The organism is Bradyrhizobium zhengyangense (assembly GCF_022012435.1).
GTDB classification, from domain to species: Bacteria; Pseudomonadota; Alphaproteobacteria; order Rhizobiales; family Xanthobacteraceae; genus Bradyrhizobium; species Bradyrhizobium zhengyangense.
This window is the reverse complement of sequence record NZ_JAKLUA010000001.1, coordinates 1,162,363-1,182,296: the sequence shown is the minus strand read 5'-3', so window position 1 is coordinate 1,182,296 and position 19,934 is coordinate 1,162,363. Positions and strand designations below refer to the sequence as shown.

The window sequence follows — 19,934 nt, the reverse complement described above, 5'->3', positions numbered from 1 at the left end:
GCGATATCAGGATATATCGCTCCCGAATCTACCAAAAGATGAAGATGACGGCGTACCGAAAGCCAGAGACTACGCGACGCGATACGCTTTGAACTTCTCGCGCAGCGCCGATTTGAGCACCTTGCCGGTCCCGGTCATCGGGAATTCGTCCAAAAATTCGACCGCATCCGGCATCCACCAGCTCGCGATCCTCGGGCGCATGTGGTCGAGCAGGGTCTTGCCGTCCACGGTCGCGCCCTTCTTGCGGACGACCAGAAGGAGAGGGCGCTCCTGCCATTTCTCGTGCGCGATGGCGACCACGGCGGCTTGCAGCACGTCAGGGTGGGACAGCGCGATGTCCTCGAGCTGGATCGACGAGATCCATTCGCCGCCGGACTTGATCACGTCCTTGGAGCGGTCGGTCAGCGTGACGTGGCCCTGCGGATCGATCACGGCCATATCGCCGGTGATCAACCAGCCGTCGCGATCGAGGCCTTCGTCGAGCTTCATGTAGCCGGAGGCGACCCAGGGCCCCCTGGCGCGCAAGTGCCCGACCGTCTTGCCGTCGCGCGGCAGCTCAACGCCTGAATCGTCGACGATGCGCAAGGTCGTGCCGAAGCAGGCGCGACCGGAGACCTGGCGCCGGTCGAAGAATTCGGTTTCGCTGAGATGCTCCGAGCCGGGCCGGAGGCCCGGCATCGAGCAGCCCAGCGCCTCCGTCATGCCCCAGGCCTGAATATAGTCGACCTTGTAATCGCGCTTGAGTTTCTCGACCATCGCGCGCGGCGGCGCCGAGCCCGATGACAACGTTGCGCGCAGCGTCGAGAATTTGTTGCCGGTGCGGCCGAGCCAGTCGAGCAGGATCAGCCAGAAGCTCGGCACGCCGGCCGAGAGCGTCACCTTCTCGCCCTCGAGCAGCTCATAGAGCTTGTCGGGCTCGTAATTGCGGCCAGGCAGGACCAGCTTCGAGCCGGTATAGGGCGCGGTGAACGGCATGTTCCAGCCGTTGCCGTGGAACAGCGGGGCCATCGGCATCATCACCTCGCGCACGCCTTCGACATGTCCGGGCAGGAAGTCGAAATTGCAGCAGGTCATGGTCTGCAGGATCGCCGCGCGGTGCGAATAGATCACGCCCTTCGGATTGCCTGTCGTGCCCGACGTGTAGCAGATGGTCGATGCGGACTTTTCGTCGAACTCCGGCCAGGCGAAGCCGGTGTCGCTCTCCTTTTCGAGCAGCTCCTCGTAGCAATGCACGTTGGCGAGTTTTGTCTCCGGCATCCGCTCGCGCGAGGACATGATGACATAGGCCTCGACCGTCTTCAGTTGCGGTGCGATCGCCTCGACGATCGGCAATGTGGCGCGGTCGATGAACAGCAGGCGATCTTCCGCGTGGTTGATGATGTAGACCAGCTGTTCGGGAAACAGGCGCGGATTGACGGTGTGCAGCACGTAGCCCATGCCCGGCGCGGCGTAGAACATCTCGAAATGGCGATGCGTATTCCAGGCCAGCGTACCGACGCGATCGCCTTGCTTCATGCCGAGCCGCTTCAGCGCCAGCGCCATGCGCTTGATGCGTGGATGAGCGTCCGCATAGGTGTAGCGATGGATGTCGCCCTCGATCTCGCGCGCGACGATTTCCGCTTCGCCGTGGTAGTCGGCGGCATACTGGATCAGGCCGCTGATCAGGAGCGGCATGTCCATCATCAATCCCAGCATCGTTCCCTCCAGATCGCCACGTCGTTGCGTGGCATACGCTATGATTTGCGCGAAAGGTTAGCGGAACGCCGCGCGGCGTTCACGCAAAAAGCGATGGACGCGATTGCATGCGTCACTTTTTCGGGGCTAAGTGGCGCCAGCTCCCGGCGAAGCAGCGGGCCGCGGTGGAGGAGATCGATGTCAGCGGAAAGACACAAGACCGGAGCAGCCGGCGTACCTACGGTCGACATTCAAGCCTTGCGTGCGCGCTATCGCGACGAGCGTGACCTGCGTCTTCGCTCCGAAGGCAAGGCGCAATATGTCGAGGTATCAGGCGACTTTGCCCGCTATCTCGACGATCCTTGGGCCGATGCTGGCTTCACGCGCAAAGCCTTGAGCGAAGAAACCGAAGTGCTGATCGTCGGTGGTGGCTTCGGCGGCCTGCTGTGTGGGGCGCGTCTGCGCGCGGCCGGTATCAACGATTTCCGCATCGTGGAAAAGGCCGCCGATTTCGGCGGCACCTGGTACTGGAATCGCTATCCAGGCGCCGCCTGCGATACCGAAAGTTACATCTATCTGCCGCTGCTGGAAGAGACCGGCTACATGCCGGTGCGCAAATACGCGCGTGCGCCGGAGATCTACGAGCACTCGCGCCGCATCGGCCGTCATTTCGATCTGTACGAGCGCGCGCTGTTTCAGACCGTGATCTCGCGCATGACATGGCAGGAGCAGGAGGGGCGCTGGCTGGTCGAGACCGATCGCGGTGATCGCATCCGCGCGCGCTTTGTGATCCTGGCTGGAGGTCCGCTGAGCCGGCCGAAGCTGCCGGGCATCCCCGGCATCGAAAGCTTCAGGGGCCACAGCTTCCATACCAGCCGCTGGGACTATGCTTACACCGGCGGCAGCGCGGAGGGCGGTCTCGATGGTCTTGCCGACAAGCGCGTCGGCATCATCGGCACCGGCGCCACATCAGTGCAATGCGTGCCGCATCTCGGCCGTTCGGCCAAAGAGCTCTACGTGTTCCAGCGCACGCCGTCCGCGATCGGTGTGCGCGCCGACCGCCCGACGGATACCGCCTGGGCGGAAAGCCTGAAGCCCGGCTGGCAGCGTGAGCGGATGGACAATTTCACCGCGGTGATCTCAGGCGAGCCGTTCGAGCACGATCTGGTGCAGGACGGCTGGACCGGCCTGCTCGGCGAGATCCTGCTGGCGCCGCGCCGTCAGCCGCAGCCGGTGACCTCGATGGAAGAGGCGCTGAAGGTGATCGAGCAGGCCGACTATCGCAAGATGGAGGAGATCCGCGCCCGCGTCGATGCGATCGTGAAGGATGAGGCGGCCGCAGCGGCGCTCAAACCCTGGTACAAGGCATTCTGCAAGCGGCCGTGCTTCCACGACGAATATCTCGACACGTTCAACCGCCCCAACGTGCATCTGGTCGACACCAAGGGCAGGGGCGTGGAGCGCATCACGGAGAACGCGGTCGTGGCTGGCGGCAAGGCCTACGAGCTCGACTGCCTGATCTACGCCAGCGGTTTCGAGGTTGGCACCGACTATGCACGCCGCATGGGGTTTGAAGTCTACGGTCGCGACGGCAAGAGCCTGTCCGAGCGCTGGCGCGATGGTGTCAAGACGATGCATGGCTTCTACAGCCGCGGCTTCCCGAATTGTTTCCTGATCGTGACGGTGCAGGCCGGTCAAAGCGCCAACTTCCCGCACATCATCGACGAACAGTCGCAGCACATCGCCTATGTCATCGCTGAGGCACGCAAGCGCGGCGCAAGAACGTTGGAGCCGACGCTCGCGGCCGAGAACGCCTGGGTCGATGAGGTCGTGAAGGCCGCGGTCGGCCGCCAGACTTATCTGGCCGAATGCACCCCCGGCTACTACAACAACGAAGGCGTGTTCGATCCGGTCGCGGCGCGCAACAGCCAGTATTGGCGCGGGCCGATGGCGTTCCTCCGGCTGCTCGCCATCTGGCGGAAGGAGGGCAATCTGGACGGGCTGGAATTGACCTATGGAGCCGACGCGAAGAGCCAGGGGGCTCCGCTCTCGGCATGAACGGCATGATCCCGGCTCCATCAGGTGCGACCCGGCTCTACGTCATCATCGGCGATCCCATCGCACAGGTGCGTTCACCCGCGGGTGTTTCCGCGGAGTTCGCTGCGCGCGGCCATGACGGCATTCTCGTCCCGGTTCAGGTTGCGACCGACGATCTTGCTGATTTTCTCTCGGTGGCGAGCCGGTTGAAAAATCTCGACGGCATCGTCGTGACCATTCCGCACAAATTCGCCTGCTACCAGGCGTGTGCCAGCGCGAGCGATCGCGCGCGCTTCCTACGCACTGCGAACCTGATGCGCCGGCGTGCCGATGGTTCGTGGCACGGTGACATGGTGGACGGTCTCGGCTTCGTCGGCGCCGCGCGGACGAAGGGGATTGATCCCAAAGGGATGCGAGCTCTTCTTGTCGGCGCCGGTGGGGCCGGCTCGGCCATCGCGCTGGCGCTGGTCGAGGCCGGCGTCAGGGAGCTCGCCATTCACGATAGCTCGGCCGAGCGACGGGATGCGCTGATCGGCCGGCTCAACGAGCTCGGCAAAGCACCCGTGCGGTCGGGCAGCGGCGATCCCGCAGGCTTCGATTTCGTCGCCAATGCGACACCCGCCGGGATGAAGGGCGGCGATCCGCTTCCCGTCGACGTTATCAGGCTGGCGCCGTCAACTTATTGCGGCTGCGTCATCACCAAGCCGGAAATCTCGCCCTTCATCGCGGAAGCCCGCAAGCTCGGCTGCGTCACCGCGACCGGCACCGACATGTACCGGCAGCACCAGGGCATCATGGTGGATTTCCTGCTCGGGACCGACGGCAGCCTTTGATTCATGTCAAGCGTATTGCGTGCATCGATTGCACCGGTCGGGGCTTGAGCTGATACGGCTGACGTAGGATCATGCCCATGCGCGAGCCGGTCGCGCAATTTGAAAGAAGGATACGCTGGAATGACTGAGGGCAGGACCGTTGCGACGGCGATGATCGGCGCGGCCGCGCTGCTGTTGTTCCTGGCCCCCTCGGCCATGGCTGCGCAATGCGGCAACGGGCCCGGCGGATTCGAGGCCTGGAAGCGCGAGTTCAGCGCGGAAGCGCAGGGCAAGGGCATCGGCCAGACCGCGATCGCGGCGCTGATGCAGACCAATTATGCCAGCGCGACGATCAACGCCGACCGCAGCCAGCACAGTTTTTCGCTGTCGCTCGACCAGTTCCTGGCCAAGCGCGGTGCGACCACCATCGTCGCGCGCGGCCGGTCGCTGAAGCAATCGCAGGCGCCGATGTTCGCCTCGATCGAGCAGCGTTATGGCGTGCCGCCCGGGCCGTTGATTGCGATCTGGGGCATGGAAACCGGTTTCGGCAGCCAGCGCGGCAACCAGAACATGCTCTCGTCGATCGCAACGCTCGCCTATGACTGCCGTCGCCCCGAATTCTTTACCGAGCAGCTCTATGCGGCGCTGAAGTTGGTCGACCGCGGCGCGCTGTCTGGATCGACCCGCGGCTCCATGCATGGCGAGGTCGGCCAGACCCAGTTCATGCCCAAGAACATCCTGGCCTATGGCACCGGCAATCTCGACGTCGCCGCCAACGCGCTGAGCTCGACCGCGAACTTCCTCAAGGCCAACGGCTGGCGTGCGGGAGCCGGTTACCAGCCCGGCGAACCGAATTTCGCCGCCATCCAGGCGTGGAATGCGGCCGGCGTCTACCAGAAAGCCATCGCGCTGATGGGCCGGCAGATCGACGGGGGTGGCGGGGCGGCGGCCGTGCGTTGAGCTGCTCCGCAAGGCGTGACTGGGCGTCTCAGAGAAAGTTGTTGCTTTCGGGAACTGACGGCACGAGGTTTGCTTTGATCAAGTTCAGGGCTGGGCATGAGGAGACTCAACATGGCTACCCAGATCGTGATGGATCAGACCGGCGATACGCGCCACGAGTTTGATCCTGAAAATGCCGAAGCGTTGGCGCGGGCCGAACAGCGCTTTCGGGAATTGACCGGCGCGGGCTTTACCGCGGCGTACCGGACCGGACCCGGCGAAGTCACGCGTATCAAATCGTTTGACCCGACCGCGCACGAAACGCTGTTCTATCCCCGCCTGGTCGGCGGTTGATCTGAACGGTCCATGATCGCGGTCTTCAGGCTTCGCGCGCCCGCGCGAGCGCGTCTGCACGCGCTCCGCGAGCTCTACCGGCGCTTCTTTGGCGAGAACACGCCAGAGGCGCGGGGAAGGAGGCTATTGGCTGAATGGCTCACCGACGAGCAGCGCGCTCAGTTCGAGCAGCACCGGCACTTTGACGTCATCGGCTGCGACAGCGGCAAGCGTTATCGCATCCACTACGGTACTGCGGCCAATGTCCACGAGATCGACGCGTCAGGCAATGCAACGATGGGGTGGTGCTTCGTCCCGTCAGGCTTCCTGGTGCCCGGCGACGTCATGCTGGCGCAGAAGATCGCGCTCGAGACGGACGAGAAGGGGGCGCTGGCGCTCGCCAACCGGTTTCCGCCGGCGACGCATTCAGAGCATTTTTACCGGCGTCCGTTCTAGGCTACCGGGATCGCCGGTCAGAAGTGGGTGGTGCGATAAGCGTCCACCGCATGCGCCGCGAAGACGCCGATGCTGCAAAGCACGAGGAGGGCTGAGATCAACTCGATCATAGCTCATCCTCCCCGAGCGGCTGGGCGACGAGATGTTGGCAGCAGGCATATTCGCTGATCAGGTCGAGGAAGAATTGCATGACGCACGTCCCTGTATGATTTTGACAACCAGATAACCGGCCGTCTGTTTCAGGCGTGTTTCGTCGAGATAGGAAAGGGGTTTCGCGGGGAACCGGGACCTGGCCTGCAGGCCGCCGAACCGCTACATCCCCGTCACCGATCCATCCTCTGGCCGTGCGCAATGCGCGCGCGGCATGTCACATTTCGAGGCAAAATCATGGCTCAGGTCGCCTGGTTCGACGATCTCACCCTGGGGATGCGCTTCAAATCCCCCGAGGTCGTGGTCAGCGAAGCCGACATTAAGCGGTTTGCCGCCGAGTTCGACCCGCAGCCGATGCATCTCGATCATGAGGCCGCCAAGGACACCCTGTTCAAGGGGCTGGCTGCCTCGGGTTGGCACACCGCGGCGATCGCCATGAACCTTGCGATCCAGACCCGCCCCTTCGGCCCGCACCCGCTGATCGGAGCCGGTGTCGACGGGCTGCGCTGGACCATTCCGGTGCGGCCGAATGACCGGCTGCATCTGGTCGGCGAGGTCATGAGCCTGACGCCGTCGAAGTCGAAGCCGCAGGGCATCGCCATGGTCAAATGGACGATGTTCAACCAGAACGGCGAGGAGGTTTACACCTTCACCCCGATCGCGATTGTGCCGCGGCGGGCGTAGGGAGCGCGCATTTCGCCACCGGCTGCGTCGAGCCGGCCCTTGCGGCCTTCCAGGAGAGATGGTCAGCTTGGCGTGGGGAAAACGCTGGAGGCTGACATGAAACGATTCTGCCTTGCCGCTGGACTATTCGCCGGGGCCTTGATCGCCGGGCCTGCGCTCGCGCAACAATCCAAGGTCGGTGACTGGACCATCGAGAAACGCAGCCAGGACACCCATTGCAACGCCAGCCGCGGCTACAAGGACAAGGACGACGAGAACCGTGACTACGTCATCGTCATCACCTACTCGGACAAGGCCATCGTCATCGTGATGATCTATGACGGCTGGGAGTGGGACAAGGTCGGCGAGATCCTGCGCGCCGACGTCGGCACCGACGATGCCGACATCATGTCGAAGGCGAAGTGGGAGGTCATGGACAAGACCACCGTGCGCGGCATCTTCGAATACGATCAGTCCATCATGGACCGCCTGTCGAAAGCCAAGCGTCTGACGCTGGACTTCGAGGACGATGACGACGACAGCATCGAGATGCAGATCCCGCGCGCCGGCGAGGCGCTCGCCGCGCTGAAGTTCTGCGAGGAGAACCGGAAATAGAGATCCGTGCCCTCAGGCGCGGTCGATTGAGCAGGCAGCGAGCGGACGCGTGATATCAGGCTCACAGTCCGCCCGCTGTTCGCTTTTATCCTAGTCTTTGGCGAAAACGTCCAAGCCGCACCCTGCGGTTGACGTTACGCAAGGACGATGTTCGATATTCCAGCATTTTTATCTTACGTTTTTGCTTCGTCCCCGGCGTCGTTCGTCCGATGACAATGCTGGAGGCGAACAGGTTCTCCGCGCTCGTCGGCGAGATCTACGATGCAGCGGTCGACCCAGCGCAGCGCGGTGCCGCGCTGGAGCAGGTCGCGGGGTTCGTCGGCGGCTCCGCCGTGACCATTCTCTCGCGGGATGCCGCCAGGCTCTCGCTCGAGATCCACCAGCACTACGGAACGGATTCCCGTTTCCGCGAGCTCTATCGTGACAGGTTTGTCGAGCTCGATCCGCTGCTCGATCGCCACCTTGATCTTGCTGTCGAACGGACCGTCGGCGTGGCCGACGTCATGCCCTATTCGGACTTCGTGGCGACCAGCTTCTACCGGGAATGGGTGGAACCGCAGGGCGCGGTCGACCTCGCGACCGTCACGCTCGAGCGGTCGACTGCACGCACGACGATTCTTCAGGTCATGCGCAGCCGGTCGCGTGGAAACGTCGATGATGCGATGCGCGAGCGCATGCGGTTGATTGCGCCGCACATCCAGCGTTCCCGCGTCATGAGCAAGCAGATCAGGGCCCGCTCGCACACCGTCGCCGATCTTGCGGAGGTCCTTGATCGCCTCAGCACCGCAATCTGCCTGTTCGATGCGGAGGGACGGGTTGTCCACGCCAATGCGGCTTGTCGCAAAATGCTCGCTGACGGCGGTCTGCTCGCGATCGTCGGCGATCGCATCGTGGCCCGCAACACCCAAGCCGACAAAATATTCCGCAGTATGTTCGATGTTGCCGCCAACAGCGGAATCGGCCCGGCCGAGCGCCGCAGGATCGAAATCATGACGTCGACCGACGGTCAGCACTACCTGGCTCACGCCTTTCCGCTGACGCACGAACGCAGCCTGCAACGCGACGGGGTCGCGACGGTGCTGTTCCTGCAAAAGGCTGCGATGGCCGCCCGGCTCGCAACGGAGGCGATCTCTGCTGCATTCAGGCTGACACCGTCTGAGATCCGTGTGTTGACGGCCATCATCGAGGTCGGTGGAGTTCCCGATGTCGCGGCAAAGCTCGGAATTGCCGAGACCACGGTGAAGACCCATCTCGGCCGTCTGTTCGAGAAGACCGGCGCGGGCAGGCAGGCCGATCTCGTGAAGATCGCGGCAGGCTTTGCTGCTCCGTTCGTTCAGGCGACCGGCCCTGACGACGCCGTGTGATCCAATTCATATTGTGCCCGACGAAATTGCGCGATCTCATTCCATTGTGAAGGCGAGGCGACACGCGTCCTCCGAACGTATGACGCGTGTCATTTGACACTTTCGTATGGAACGTTTCCTGAAATGAGAAGGGCAATGCGCGCCACAACGATAATGCGCGATGGCACCGGATACGGGTGCGGGGAAACAACAGCGCGTGGCCGAGCCTGCTCTTCGGTTGGAGAGATTGCAGTGAGCAGCAAGGATCAGTCTTCCATTCTCAACGTGTCGACAAACGGCGTTCCCGAAAACGAACGTCTCGCGCTGCTGCGCGAATTCTATCGCTGCGGGGTGGTCAAAGCCGAGGTTGATCCGAACGAAGGGCAGCCGCTCGACGCGAGCTTCAACTGCTACGCCGTGCCGGAAGCGCAATTGATGACGGGAAAGTTGTCGGGAGCTCGACTCATCAGGACGAAGGAACTGGTTGTCGACGGTGACGACAGTCTTGCCCTGGTCGTGGTTCGATCCGGAGCCGTCGGGATATCTGCGCGAGGTCGCGACCTGCTGCTCGGTCCTGGAGAAGCTGTCTTGGCCAGCGCCGAGGATACGGTGGTGCTCGAGCGGCATCTGGCCGGCGATTGCTTCTCGCTTCGCGTGCCGCGGCGCATTCTCGCGCCGATGATCATGGATGTCGACGACGCGGTCATGCGCATCATCCGGGACCGGCCCAGCGAGATCAGGGTGCTCGTCGACTACGCGACCTCGCTGGTTCGGGAGAACGGGTTTGCGACGCCGGCGTTGCGCCAACTGGGTGTCGGACATTTGCATGATCTCCTGGCTCTCGTGCTCGGTCCCACCGACGACATCAGGGAAAGCGCTGGTCGGGGTGGCGCGAAGGCCGCCCGCTTGCGCAAGGCCAAATTCATGATCGTCAACAATTGCTGGCGGCAGGACTTGTCGGTCGCCGGCGTCGCGCAGGAGCTCGGCGTCACGCCACGCTACCTCCAACGCCTGTTCGAAGCCGACGGCAAGACATTCTCTTCCTTCCTGATCGAGCAGCGCCTGAAGCGAGCCCATCGCATGTTGCGGGAACCGGAGTTCGCCGAGCGTCCGGTCTCGTCGATCGCCTACGACGTCGGCTTCGGCGATCTCTCCTATTTCAATCGCTCCTTTCGACGGGCCTACGGCGCGACGCCGAGCAACGTCAGGAGCGGCGCGGCGGAGTGAGCTCTTCCCGGCGAATTTGAGCGACCTGCCGTTTTTTCGAGCGCAAGCAGGGAATTTTTCACATGATCCTTGATCGTGGAATCATGACTGTTGCGGGAGTGTTGGGCAGGGGTGTCGTTGTTGCTGACGTGCTCTGCGGCACGCCGGTGCCGTATTCCGCCGACTACGTATTCCGGCGCGTGGAGTAGATATGCGCCGATTCTTCTTCGACCTCTTGGTCGGCAATGTCGTGAAGATCGATCCGGGTGGCATGGTGTTCGAGAATGCGCGGGCGACATTCGTCGTCGCCGATGAGATGGCAAAGCATCTCTTCGTCTGGCGCGATGATCTGCGCGATCGCGATGCCTGGATCCGCGTCAGGAATGACGGCGGCCGCGAGATATATCGCGCCGCGGTCTGGGCAGAGAGCGCGGAGAAGGCGGGCTGGGACCAGGCATAGTTCCTGCCGGCGGTGTCGCAACTCTGCATCAGTCGCAGCCGAAAGGGCCTCAGTTCGTTTTGAGCCGAAACCCAGTCGCATTAGTCCAAGTCGGATGATGGGCGTCCTTCTACCTTGGCGATCAGCGATTCACGGATCGCGGCGTCGGCCTCCTCCGATCGGAGGAGGGCGATCGCAACAGGCTGCACGCGCGTCGCGTGGCAGGCTTCGTTTGGGGAATGAAATGAAACGAAGGCTTCTTATGACCGTCAGCCCCCGCGTGCTGCGGATCCCGGTGTCCGCGCTGCTGCTGGCGCCATGGATCATGACTGAGCGCGCGGAAGCTGCCTGCACGCCGCCGTCACCGGTCAATGATGCGGTCGTCACCTGCTCCGGAACGGTAACCAATGCGAACGGGACGATCGGCTATGGATCGGCAACCGACACCGGCAACACGATCAACGTGACCTCAGGCACATTCTTGAACGGCACGACCTCCGGCGTCACGCTTAACCGGGGCGCCATCAACAATGCCGGCGCCATCCTCGGCGGCACCGCGGCGTCGAATGACGCCACCGGAATTGCGGCCGGTGGGGACCTCGACCTGAAGAACACCGGAGATCGCGTTCAGGCAGCAGGGACAAATGGTATCGCCATCAGCAGCTCTGGTACGGTGAACATTGAGAATGCAGCAGGCATCTTCGCGATCGGCACAGGTGGAATCGCGATCCAGGCAAACATTGTCAACCTGGCGACCAACTCCGGCCAAGTCGATGGACTCCGGTTTGGAATCTTTGCAACGACCTCCGTTGTGGTCAACAACACCAGCTCCGGGTCAGTCTTCGCAGACGGAACGAACGGCGCAGCGATCACGACATCCGGTAGCGTCCTCATCAACAACGCCAACTCCGTTTTCGCAACATCGAGCGGCAGCGTGGCAATTCGCGCCGGCACCGTGACTGTCGCTAGCAACACCGGCACAATCGCGGGAGGCTTGGCCGGCATCTCCTCCGCCGGGGCGGCCACGATCAACAACGGCGCTTCTGGCGAAATTGAATCCACCCTCGCGAACAGCGTCGCCATATCGAGCGGGAGCGCTGTCACGGTTGCCAACGCCGGCGAGGTTATTGGCAACGCGGTGGGAAGCCGGGGCATCGCAGCGAATACCGTCGTGGTATCCTCGAATTCCGGAAGGATAGAAGCCGGAGCGCAAGGCGTCTTTGCCAATACGGCAACGGTGACGAACGGCAGCGGTGGCACCATACAGGCGCTCGACCAGAACGGATCCGCCGTCAATGCGCTGATCGCGAACGTCTCGAATGCCGGACAGATCCTGGCATTGAACGGCGGCGGCTTCGCTATCCTCGCCGGAACGGTGAACGTGACGGCCAACACCGGCACGATCTCAGGCGAGTTCAATGCGATCCGATCGCCGTCAGGTTCCGTGACGGTCAACAACAACGGTGGCACAATCCAGAGTACGAACTTCAATTCCACCGCGGTGTTCGCCAAAACGGACGCGACCATCGTCAATGCGGGCACGATCAAGGGCGGTGCAGGCGGCGGAATCGGAATCCGCGCCGATGGCACGGCGACGGTCGACAACGCCGCCGGCGGGCTGATCTCCGGCGGCCAATTCGGCATCAGTGCCGTCGACGTCAAGCTCAACAATGCCGGCATCGTGGAATCGAGCTTTGCGGCCGCTGGCGTCGATGCCCGGACAGCCGAGATCACCAATTCCGGCATGATCCGAGCGAATGACGGCGCCGCAATTCAAGCGTTCGATGCGCTGACGCTGAGCAATTCCGGAACGATCACCGGTGCACCGGCCGCGGAGGCCATTTCCGTTCGGGGAACCGCTGCGATCAACAATGCGGGCATCATCTCCACGGGCGTGCGCGGTGTGTCGGTCGATGGCGCCGCAACCATCGTCAACTCGGGTTCGATCTCCGGTGAAACCGGTGTGCAGGTGCGGGGCGGGGCTGAGATCGCGAACTCCGGCACGATTACCGGAACCGGCGGCACGGCGATCAAGCTCTCCGCCAACGCGGATACGCTGACGCTGCGGCCGGGATCGAAGATCAACGGCGTGGTCGATTTCGGCTTCGGCAACGACGTCGTCAACGTCGATTTCGGAGTGCGCAGCAGGGTATCGTCGCTGACAACGATCGACCTGCCGACCTTCATCAATTTCGACGGCACGATCAACACCATCACCTCGGGATTCAATGGTCCGTCAGTCGTCTCCGGAACGACGCTGGCAACCCTCGACCCCACTGCGCTCGCCCAGACGGACCGCACGCTGATGGACTTCACCGGCGGTGTGTCCTCGCTGGTGCAGGGCCGCTTGAGCGGCGCTGGGTCCGGCGCGAACAACATGATGGCGATGGCCTTTGCGCCAGATACCGCGCAGGCCGGCCCTTTCACCAAGGCACCGAAGAGTCTCTGGACCGATCCGGCGCCGATCACGGTCTGGGCCAACAGCTTTGGCGGTCAGCGCATCCAGGACGAAACCGCCGCTACCCTGCGCGCGACCTCGACCGCGTGGGGCGGTGCGATCGGCCTCGACCGCAAGGTGCAGCCGAACTGGCTGGTCGGCGCCTTCCTCGGCGGCGGGCAGGGCGGCCTCTCGGTCGACCTCAACTCGCAGTCGGTCGACACCGTTTATGTCTTTGCCGGCGCCTACAGCCGCTTCGAATGGGCCGCGCAGTTCTTCGATTTCACGCTCCAAGGCGGCAATGCCGACAACAAATCGCGGCGGCTGGTGCTCAACAATGCCGCGGTCGGCGGCATGGAGACGGCGACCGCCAGTTACAGCGGCTGGTACATCAGCCCCGAACTCGCCTATGGCTACAAGCTCGATATCGGCAACGGCTATCTGCTGACGCCGACGGTGCGGCTGCGCTACGTCGCGGGCCGGTTCGACGGCTATAGCGAGGCCGGCTCGGCGCAAGGCTTGTCGGTCGGCAGCCGCACGCTCCAGGATCTTGAGGAGCGCGGCGAGGTCGATCTCTCCAGGGTGACACGCTTCGACGGCGGCGCGCTCACGGCGAACGTCCACGGCGGCGTGATCGCGCTCCAGCGCGTCGGCGACACCGGCATCAACACGGTGCTGCTCGGGCAGAACCTGTCCTTCGACACGCCGGGCAGCCGAAGCACGATCGGCGCGGTGGCGGGCTTCGGCCTCGACTATCGCACGACCAGGAACGTATCCGTGTTCGGTGCCGTGGAGGGCATGGTGATGTTCGACCAGAGCCGCACCGGAACCGCGAAAGGGGGCCTACGCGTCGCGTTCTGAGCCGGCATCAGCCCTGGCGGCCTGAACGCGGCGCTTGCCGGCCGGGCTCCATCCGCCCGGCCGGCGCATCCTCCGATCGGAGGATGCCGCATGCGGGGGTTGTGATAGCTTGGTGATCGCTGTCTGAGTTGAACCTTTTGCTTCTGTGATAGACTCACCTAGGCCGCCGGGCATGAAGAACATTTCGCTATCGCCTGTTTGACCATTGGCTCTTTCGATGCCCCGACCTCCAAAACAGTCCGATTTGATCGAGCGCATCTATGATGCCGGTCTCGATCCTGGGTTGTGGGGCGACGTGGTCGTCATGCTCAATGGGTTCATTGGCAGCCGGGCCTGCGGTCTGATTTCGAAGGATCCGATCAGCAAGTCCGGTGCGACGCATTATTATTGCGGGGTCGATCCGCACTACATCCAGCTCTATGCGGAAACCTACGCCCGGTACGATCCCCTCGCCAGGCTTCCCCGCTATGGCGAGGTGCGCAACATCCCGGACCTCGTGAATTTCGAGGAATATCGCCGTGGCCGCTTCTATCAGGAATGGCTGCGCCCACAGGGCTGCGCCGATGTCGCCAACGTGGTTCTGGAGCAGTCGCAGTCGTCGTGTCCGATGTTGCTGACCGTGATTCCGGGCAAGGAGATGCTCGACGCGGTGCAGCGGGCGAGGATTCAGGCCGTCGTCTCGCATGCGAGCCGGGCCCTGGTGATCAATCGAGCGATCGAGCGAAAGCAGCAGCGCGCGACCGCGCTCGCTGACGTCGTGGATCAACTGAATGCAGGCCTCATCCTGCTCGATGCGGCCTGCAATATCGTCCACGGCAATCCGGCCGCGGATACGTTGCTCGCCGCCGACGACGTCCTGCGATCGGTTTCGGGGCGGCTCGTGGCAAGATCGTCCGCAGCGAATTCCGTTCTGCGCGCGACCTTTCGTGACGCGGGAGAGGTTGCCCTGGCGGCGGCCTCGGGGCAGAAAATTCCGCTGATGTCGCACGACGGTTCGTACTACATCGCGCAAATCGTCGCGCTGCCCTCGCTGCTGCGTAACGGAGGGGAATCGGCTGGCGGCGCCATCGGAGCCCTGTTTGTCTGGAAGGCCGAGGTCGACAGTCAGTCGTGCGCCGGCCTGATCGACCGTACGTTCGGATTGACGCCTGCGGAGCTTAGGGTTCTGCAATCCATCGTCGAGGTCGGCGGCGTTCCGGAGACCGCGATCGCGCTCGGCATCGCGGAGACGACGGTGAAGACGCATCTGCATCGCGTCTTCGCCAAGACGGGTGTTTCGCGTCAGGCCGACCTCGTCAAGCTCGCGGCCGGGTTTTCCAATCCGCTCGTCCACTGACGCATCAGGGCGCTGAAGCAAGCATCAGCGCGTCGCCTTCAAATTCATCATCAGAATGTTATTGCGCGTCATTCGTTTGGGTGACGCGATTTGCTGCGTTCTCTCCTACCAGAACGCACACGATTTCTTGTTCGTCGCGCTCGAGCTTCGTGTGAAGCAACTCACAGCGCGCGGACGTGAAGTCCATCAATCTCGCTTGCAGGTTGAAAGGAGGTTGTCATGCCAACACCGTTGCGGAGCCTGGTTTGGACGTTCCACGGCGTTGCCAATCGCATGCTCGCAGGGCTGCATCAGCAGCGTGCGATCGAGGCGCGGCGCGTGTTGCGGCGCTATCGCCATCTCCTGGAAACGCAGCACGAAACATTGCCTTTGAACGAAATCGATTCTGTCTGCAGCGAAGAGGAATTTATAGAAAATGCCCACCGATCTGATGCGCACCAGCGTTCGGCCAGTCGCCGCAGTCTCGAGCACACGTAACCTCAATAGTGTCGCGCTGGCTCTCACCGCGGCCCTCGTCACGCTTCAACTCGCCGGTCTTGTCATGCTGGAGCGAGCTCACGCGCATGCCATGCAGGTGTCGTTTCCGCGCGAGCCTGCGGCGTGCGCGGACAGCACCGTAGCGCCCGTATCCCAGATTCCTTACGACTGAGCGGAGGGCGGACCATGCCTGACGTCGCGACCCTCCTGCTGCTCAGCGTTGCCGTGTTCGCCGGAGCCTTCGTCTCGGGGCTCTCCGGCTTCGCATTCTCGGCGGTGGCGGGCGCGGTCTTGCTGCGCGTGTTCCAGCCGCTGGAGGCGGTGCCGCTGATGATGGCGTGCAGCATCGGCGTGCAGGCAACCAATCTGTGGGCGCTTCGGCGCAGCATCCGCTGGGAGGGAAGCCTCCTGTTGATCGTCGGTGGACTGATCGGCGTTCCCATCGCGGTCTCGCTGTTGCAATCGACCGATACGCATCTGCTCCGGCGCGGCTTCGGCATCGTCGTGTCCCTCTATGCCGGCTACATGCTGCTGCGACCGACGCTGGTGACGGCCAGCGAGGCAGTCGGCCGGCACTGGGTTGCGCTGATCGGATTCGGAGGAGGGCTCGTCGGCGGGCTCACCGCCATGCCTGGCGCGATCCCGACGATCTGGTGCGACATGCGCGGCATGCCCAAGAGCGAGCAGCGCGGCCTGGTGCAGCCGTTCATTGCGGCGATGCAGGTCTTTGCGATCGCCCTGCTGGTCGGACACCAGGACCTCTCGTCAAAGGTCTTCGTCGACCTCGCCGTCAGCCTGCCTGCGTTGTTTGCCGGATCCGCGCTCGGCGTGATCGCGTTTCACCGGGTCAACGAGACGGTCTTTCGCAAGACCGTGCTCGTGCTGTTGTTGATCTCCGGGATATCCCTGATCTAGTGGCCGGGATTGGTGACTGAGCCCTGAACTGGCGCGGCGCTGGTGTCGCTGGTGTGATGCACCAGCGGCTTCATGCCGGTGATGGTTCGCAGCAGCACATAGAACACCGGCGTCAGGAACAGGCCGAACACGGTGACGCCGATCATGCCGGAGAACACGGCAACGCCCATCGCGCGCCGCATTTCGGAACCTGCGCCGGTCGAGAGCACCAGCGGCAGCACGCCCATGATGAACGCCATCGAGGTCATCAGGATCGGACGCAGGCGCAGCCGGCTCGCCTCGATCGCGGCCCGGATCGGCGTGCGGCCGGCGAATTCGAGCTCGCGCGCGAATTCGACGATCAGGATCGCGTTCTTGGCCGAGAGTCCCACGAGCACGATCAGGCCGATCTGGGTGAAGACGTTGTTGTCACCCTTCGAGAGCCAGACGCCGAACATCGCAGCCAACAGGCCCATCGGCACGATCATGATGATTGAGAGCGGCAGGGTCAGGCTCTCATAGAGCGCGGCTAGCACCAGGAACACCAGCAGGATCGCCAGCGGAAACACCCAGAGCCCGGAATTGCCGGCGATGAATTCCTGATAGGTCAGGTCGGTCCATTCGAAGGCGAAGCCGGGTGGCAGCACCTCCGCCGCGATCCGCGTCGCTGCTTCCTGCGCCTGGCCGGACGAATAGCCCGGCGCGGCCGCCGCGTTGATGTCGGACGACAGAAAACCGTTATAGCGGATCGCGCGCTCCGGACCCGCGCTCTGGCGGATCGTGAGCAGCGCCGACAATGGCACCATGTCGCCCGAGGATGAACGCACCTTCAACTGCCTGATGTCGTCGGCCCGGGCGCGGAACGGCGCATCGGCCTGGACATAGACGGAGTAGGTGCGGCCAAACTTGTTGAAGTCGTTGACGTAGTAGGACCCGAGGTAAATCTGCAGCGTGTTGAAGACCTCGGTCACCGGCACGCCAAGCTGCAACGCCTTGGTGCGGTCGATGTCCGCGAACAGCTGGGGCACGTTGACCTGGAAGCTCGAGAACACGCCGGCGATCTCCGGCGCCTTCTGCATCGCCGCCATGAACGCCTTGGTCGCGTCGTTCAGGGCTTCATAGCCCAAGCCGGCGCGGTCCTCGATCTGGAGCTTGAAGCCGCCGATGGTGCCGAGACCGTTGACCGGCGGCGGCGGGAACATGGCGATGAAGGCTTCCTGGATGCCGGCATATTTCTTGTTCAGCTCGGCCGCGAGCGCGGGGCCGCTGAGTGAGGGATCCTTGCGCTCATCGAACGGTTTCAGCGTCGAGAACACGATGCCGGCGTTGGAGGAGTTGGTGAAGCCGGAGATCGACAGGCCCGGGAAGGCGACCGAGCTCTCGACACCGGGCTGGGTCAGGGCGATGTCGCTCATCTTGCGGATCACCTCTTCGGTGCGGTCGAGCGTCGCGCCGTCGGGCAGCCGCGAGAAGCCGACCAGATATTGCTTGTCCTGGCCCGGCACGAATCCACCAGGCACTTGCTGGAACAGGAAGGCGGTGATGCCGACGAGGACGACGTAGAGACCCATCACCGCGGCCTTGCCGGAGATCACCTTGGTGACGGTGCCGCTGTAGCTGTTCGAGGAGTAGGTGAACGCCTGATTGAAGCGGCGGAAGAACCAGCCGAGGCTCTTCTCCATGATGATCGTCAGCCGGTCCTTCGGCTCGTCGTGACCCTTCAGCAGCAGCGCCGACAGGGCCGGTGACAGCGTCAGCGAGTTGACGGCCGAGATCACGGTCGAGATCGCAATCGTCAGCGCGAACTGCTTGTAGAACTGCCCCGTCAAGCCTGAGATGAATGCGAGGGGCACGAACACGGCGATCAGCACCATCGCAATCGCGATGATCGGTCCCGACACCTCGCGCATCGCCTGATAGGTGGCATCGCGCGGAGACAGCCCGCCCTCGATGTTGCGCTCGACGTTCTCGACCACGACGATGGCGTCGTCGACCACGATGCCGATCGCGAGCACCAGGCCAAACAGGCTCAGCGCGTTGATGGAGAAGCCGAACACGTGCATGACCGCAAACGTGCCGACGATCGACACGGGCACAGCGAGCAGGGGGATGATCGAGGCGCGCCAGGTCTGCAGGAACAGGATGACGACCAGCACCACCAGCGCGATTGCCTCCAGCAGCGTATGGATCACGGCCTCGATCGAGGAGCGCACGAACTGGGTGGGGTCGTAGACGATCTGATAGGACACGCCCTCCGGCATGTTTTTCTTGATCTCGGCCATGGTGGCGCGGACGTGGTCGGAAATCTCGAGCGCATTGGAGCCCGGTGCCTGGAAGATCGGGATCGCCACCGCCTGCTTGTTGTCGAGCAGCGAGCGCAGGCCGTATTCGGAGGCGCCGAGCTCGATGCGGGCGACGTCGCGCAAGCGCACGACCTCGCCGCGCGTGCCGGTCTTGACCACGATGTCGCCGAACTGCTCCTCGTTGGCGAGCCTGCCCTCCGCGTTGACGGAGAGCTGCAGGTCGATGCCCTTGACGTTCGGCGACGAGCCGACCACGCCGGCGGCGGCCTCGACGTTCTGCGCCTGGATTGCCTTGACGATGTCGCTCGCGGTCAGGCCATGCTCGGCCGCCTTCTGCGGATCGACCCAGACCCGCATCGAATAGTCGCCGGCGCCGTAGAGCTGGACGTCGCCGACGCCGTCGATGCGCGCGAGGCGGTCCTTGACGTTGAGCACCGCATAATTGCGCAAATACGTCATGTCGTAACGGTTGTTCGGCGACAACAGATGCACCACCATGGTGAGGTCCGGCGAAGACTTCTTGGTGATGATGCCGAGCTGGCGCACCACGGCCGGCAGGCGCGGCTCGGCCTGCTGCACGCGGTTCTGCACCAGCTGCGTCGCCTTGTCGGGGTCGGTGCCGAGGCGGAACGTCACCGTCAGCGTCATCGCGCCGTCGGTGGTCGCCTGGCTCGACATGTAGAGCATGCCTTCGACGCCGTTGATCTGCTCCTCGATCGGCGTCGCCACCGTCTCCGCGATCACCTTGGGATTGGCGCCGGGATAGGTTGCACGCACGAGCACCGAGGGCGGCACGACATCGGGATATTCCGAGATCGGCATCGCGAACAGCGAGATCAGTCCGGCGAGGAAGATCAGCACCGACAGCACGCCGGCGAAGATCGGACGATCAATGAAGAACTTTGAGAGATTCATGGCTTTGCCCCTGGGCAATATCTTTCTCGTCTCCACACAGCTCC

At 63.4% G+C, this 19,934-nt stretch carries 16 protein-coding genes; 14 read left to right on the top strand and 2 right to left on the bottom strand.

All coding sequences use genetic code 11. The features are described 5' to 3' along the window. Window positions 1-69: 69 nt before the first annotated feature. Window positions 70-1,695 carry a long-chain fatty acid--CoA ligase gene (locus L6637_RS05755; protein ID WP_237869569.1) on the bottom strand — a complete coding sequence of 542 codons (1,626 nt, stop codon included), beginning with the start codon at window positions 1,693-1,695 and terminating at the stop codon, window positions 70-72. Window positions 1,696-1,872: 177 nt separating this feature from the next. Here L6637_RS05755 and L6637_RS05750 point away from each other — a divergent pair, with 177 nt between their 5' ends. The 14 genes from L6637_RS05750 (at window position 1,873) to L6637_RS05685 (ending at window position 16,693) form a co-directional block, all read left to right on the top strand. After that, window positions 1,873-3,732: a flavin-containing monooxygenase gene (locus L6637_RS05750; protein ID WP_237858654.1), complete on the top strand. Its 1,860-nt coding sequence runs from the start codon at window positions 1,873-1,875 to the stop codon at window positions 3,730-3,732. 5 nt (window positions 3,733-3,737) lie between these two features. Continuing rightward, window positions 3,738-4,544, top strand: coding sequence for a shikimate dehydrogenase family protein (locus L6637_RS05745; RefSeq protein WP_237859409.1), 807 nt, complete (start codon window positions 3,738-3,740; stop codon window positions 4,542-4,544). A gap of 120 nt (window positions 4,545-4,664) precedes the next feature. Beyond that, window positions 4,665-5,483: a lytic murein transglycosylase gene (locus L6637_RS05740; RefSeq protein WP_237869567.1), complete on the top strand. Its 819-nt coding sequence runs from the start codon at window positions 4,665-4,667 to the stop codon at window positions 5,481-5,483. A gap of 111 nt (window positions 5,484-5,594) precedes the next feature. After that, window positions 5,595-5,816, top strand: a complete 222-nt coding sequence (locus L6637_RS05735) for a hypothetical protein (protein WP_194476437.1) — start codon at window positions 5,595-5,597, stop codon at window positions 5,814-5,816. Between the two features lie 12 nt (window positions 5,817-5,828). Next, on the top strand, window positions 5,829-6,251 hold the full coding sequence (locus L6637_RS05730) for a hypothetical protein (protein ID WP_237858652.1): 423 nt from the start codon (window positions 5,829-5,831) through the stop codon (window positions 6,249-6,251). Window positions 6,252-6,638: 387 nt separating this feature from the next. Next, window positions 6,639-7,085, top strand: coding sequence for a MaoC family dehydratase (locus tag L6637_RS05725; RefSeq protein WP_237869565.1), 447 nt, complete (start codon window positions 6,639-6,641; stop codon window positions 7,083-7,085). Between the two features lie 96 nt (window positions 7,086-7,181). Beyond that, window positions 7,182-7,679: a hypothetical protein gene (locus L6637_RS05720; RefSeq protein WP_237858650.1), complete on the top strand. Its 498-nt coding sequence runs from the start codon at window positions 7,182-7,184 to the stop codon at window positions 7,677-7,679. Between the two features lie 209 nt (window positions 7,680-7,888). After that, window positions 7,889-9,043: a helix-turn-helix transcriptional regulator gene (locus L6637_RS05715; protein ID WP_237858649.1), complete on the top strand. Its 1,155-nt coding sequence runs from the start codon at window positions 7,889-7,891 to the stop codon at window positions 9,041-9,043. Between the two features lie 231 nt (window positions 9,044-9,274). Continuing rightward, a complete protein-coding gene (locus L6637_RS05710; protein WP_237869563.1) occupies window positions 9,275-10,249 on the top strand; it encodes an AraC family transcriptional regulator in 975 nt (324 codons plus the stop codon). Window positions 10,250-10,439: 190 nt separating this feature from the next. Further along, window positions 10,440-10,688, top strand: a complete 249-nt coding sequence (locus L6637_RS05705; RefSeq protein WP_237858648.1) for a DUF6894 family protein — start codon at window positions 10,440-10,442, stop codon at window positions 10,686-10,688. A 241-nt stretch (window positions 10,689-10,929) separates the two neighbouring features. Continuing rightward, the gene (locus L6637_RS05700) at window positions 10,930-13,965 is read left to right on the top strand and encodes an autotransporter outer membrane beta-barrel domain-containing protein (RefSeq protein ID WP_237869561.1); all 3,036 of its coding nucleotides are present in this window, start codon (window positions 10,930-10,932) and stop codon (window positions 13,963-13,965) included. Between the two features lie 217 nt (window positions 13,966-14,182). Next, window positions 14,183-15,301 carry a helix-turn-helix transcriptional regulator gene (locus L6637_RS05695; protein WP_237869559.1) on the top strand — a complete coding sequence of 373 codons (1,119 nt, stop codon included), beginning with the start codon at window positions 14,183-14,185 and terminating at the stop codon, window positions 15,299-15,301. 219 nt (window positions 15,302-15,520) lie between these two features. Then, window positions 15,521-15,778, top strand: coding sequence for a hypothetical protein (locus L6637_RS05690; RefSeq protein WP_237869557.1), 258 nt, complete (start codon window positions 15,521-15,523; stop codon window positions 15,776-15,778). Window positions 15,779-15,964: 186 nt separating this feature from the next. Next, the gene (locus tag L6637_RS05685; RefSeq protein ID WP_237858634.1) at window positions 15,965-16,693 is read left to right on the top strand and encodes a sulfite exporter TauE/SafE family protein; all 729 of its coding nucleotides are present in this window, start codon (window positions 15,965-15,967) and stop codon (window positions 16,691-16,693) included. Here L6637_RS05685 and L6637_RS05680 read toward each other — a convergent pair. Continuing rightward, window positions 16,690-19,890, bottom strand: coding sequence for an efflux RND transporter permease subunit (locus L6637_RS05680; RefSeq protein ID WP_237869555.1), 3,201 nt, complete (start codon window positions 19,888-19,890; stop codon window positions 16,690-16,692). The genes L6637_RS05685 and L6637_RS05680 overlap by 4 nt on opposite strands. Between the last annotated feature and the right edge of the window lie 44 nt (window positions 19,891-19,934).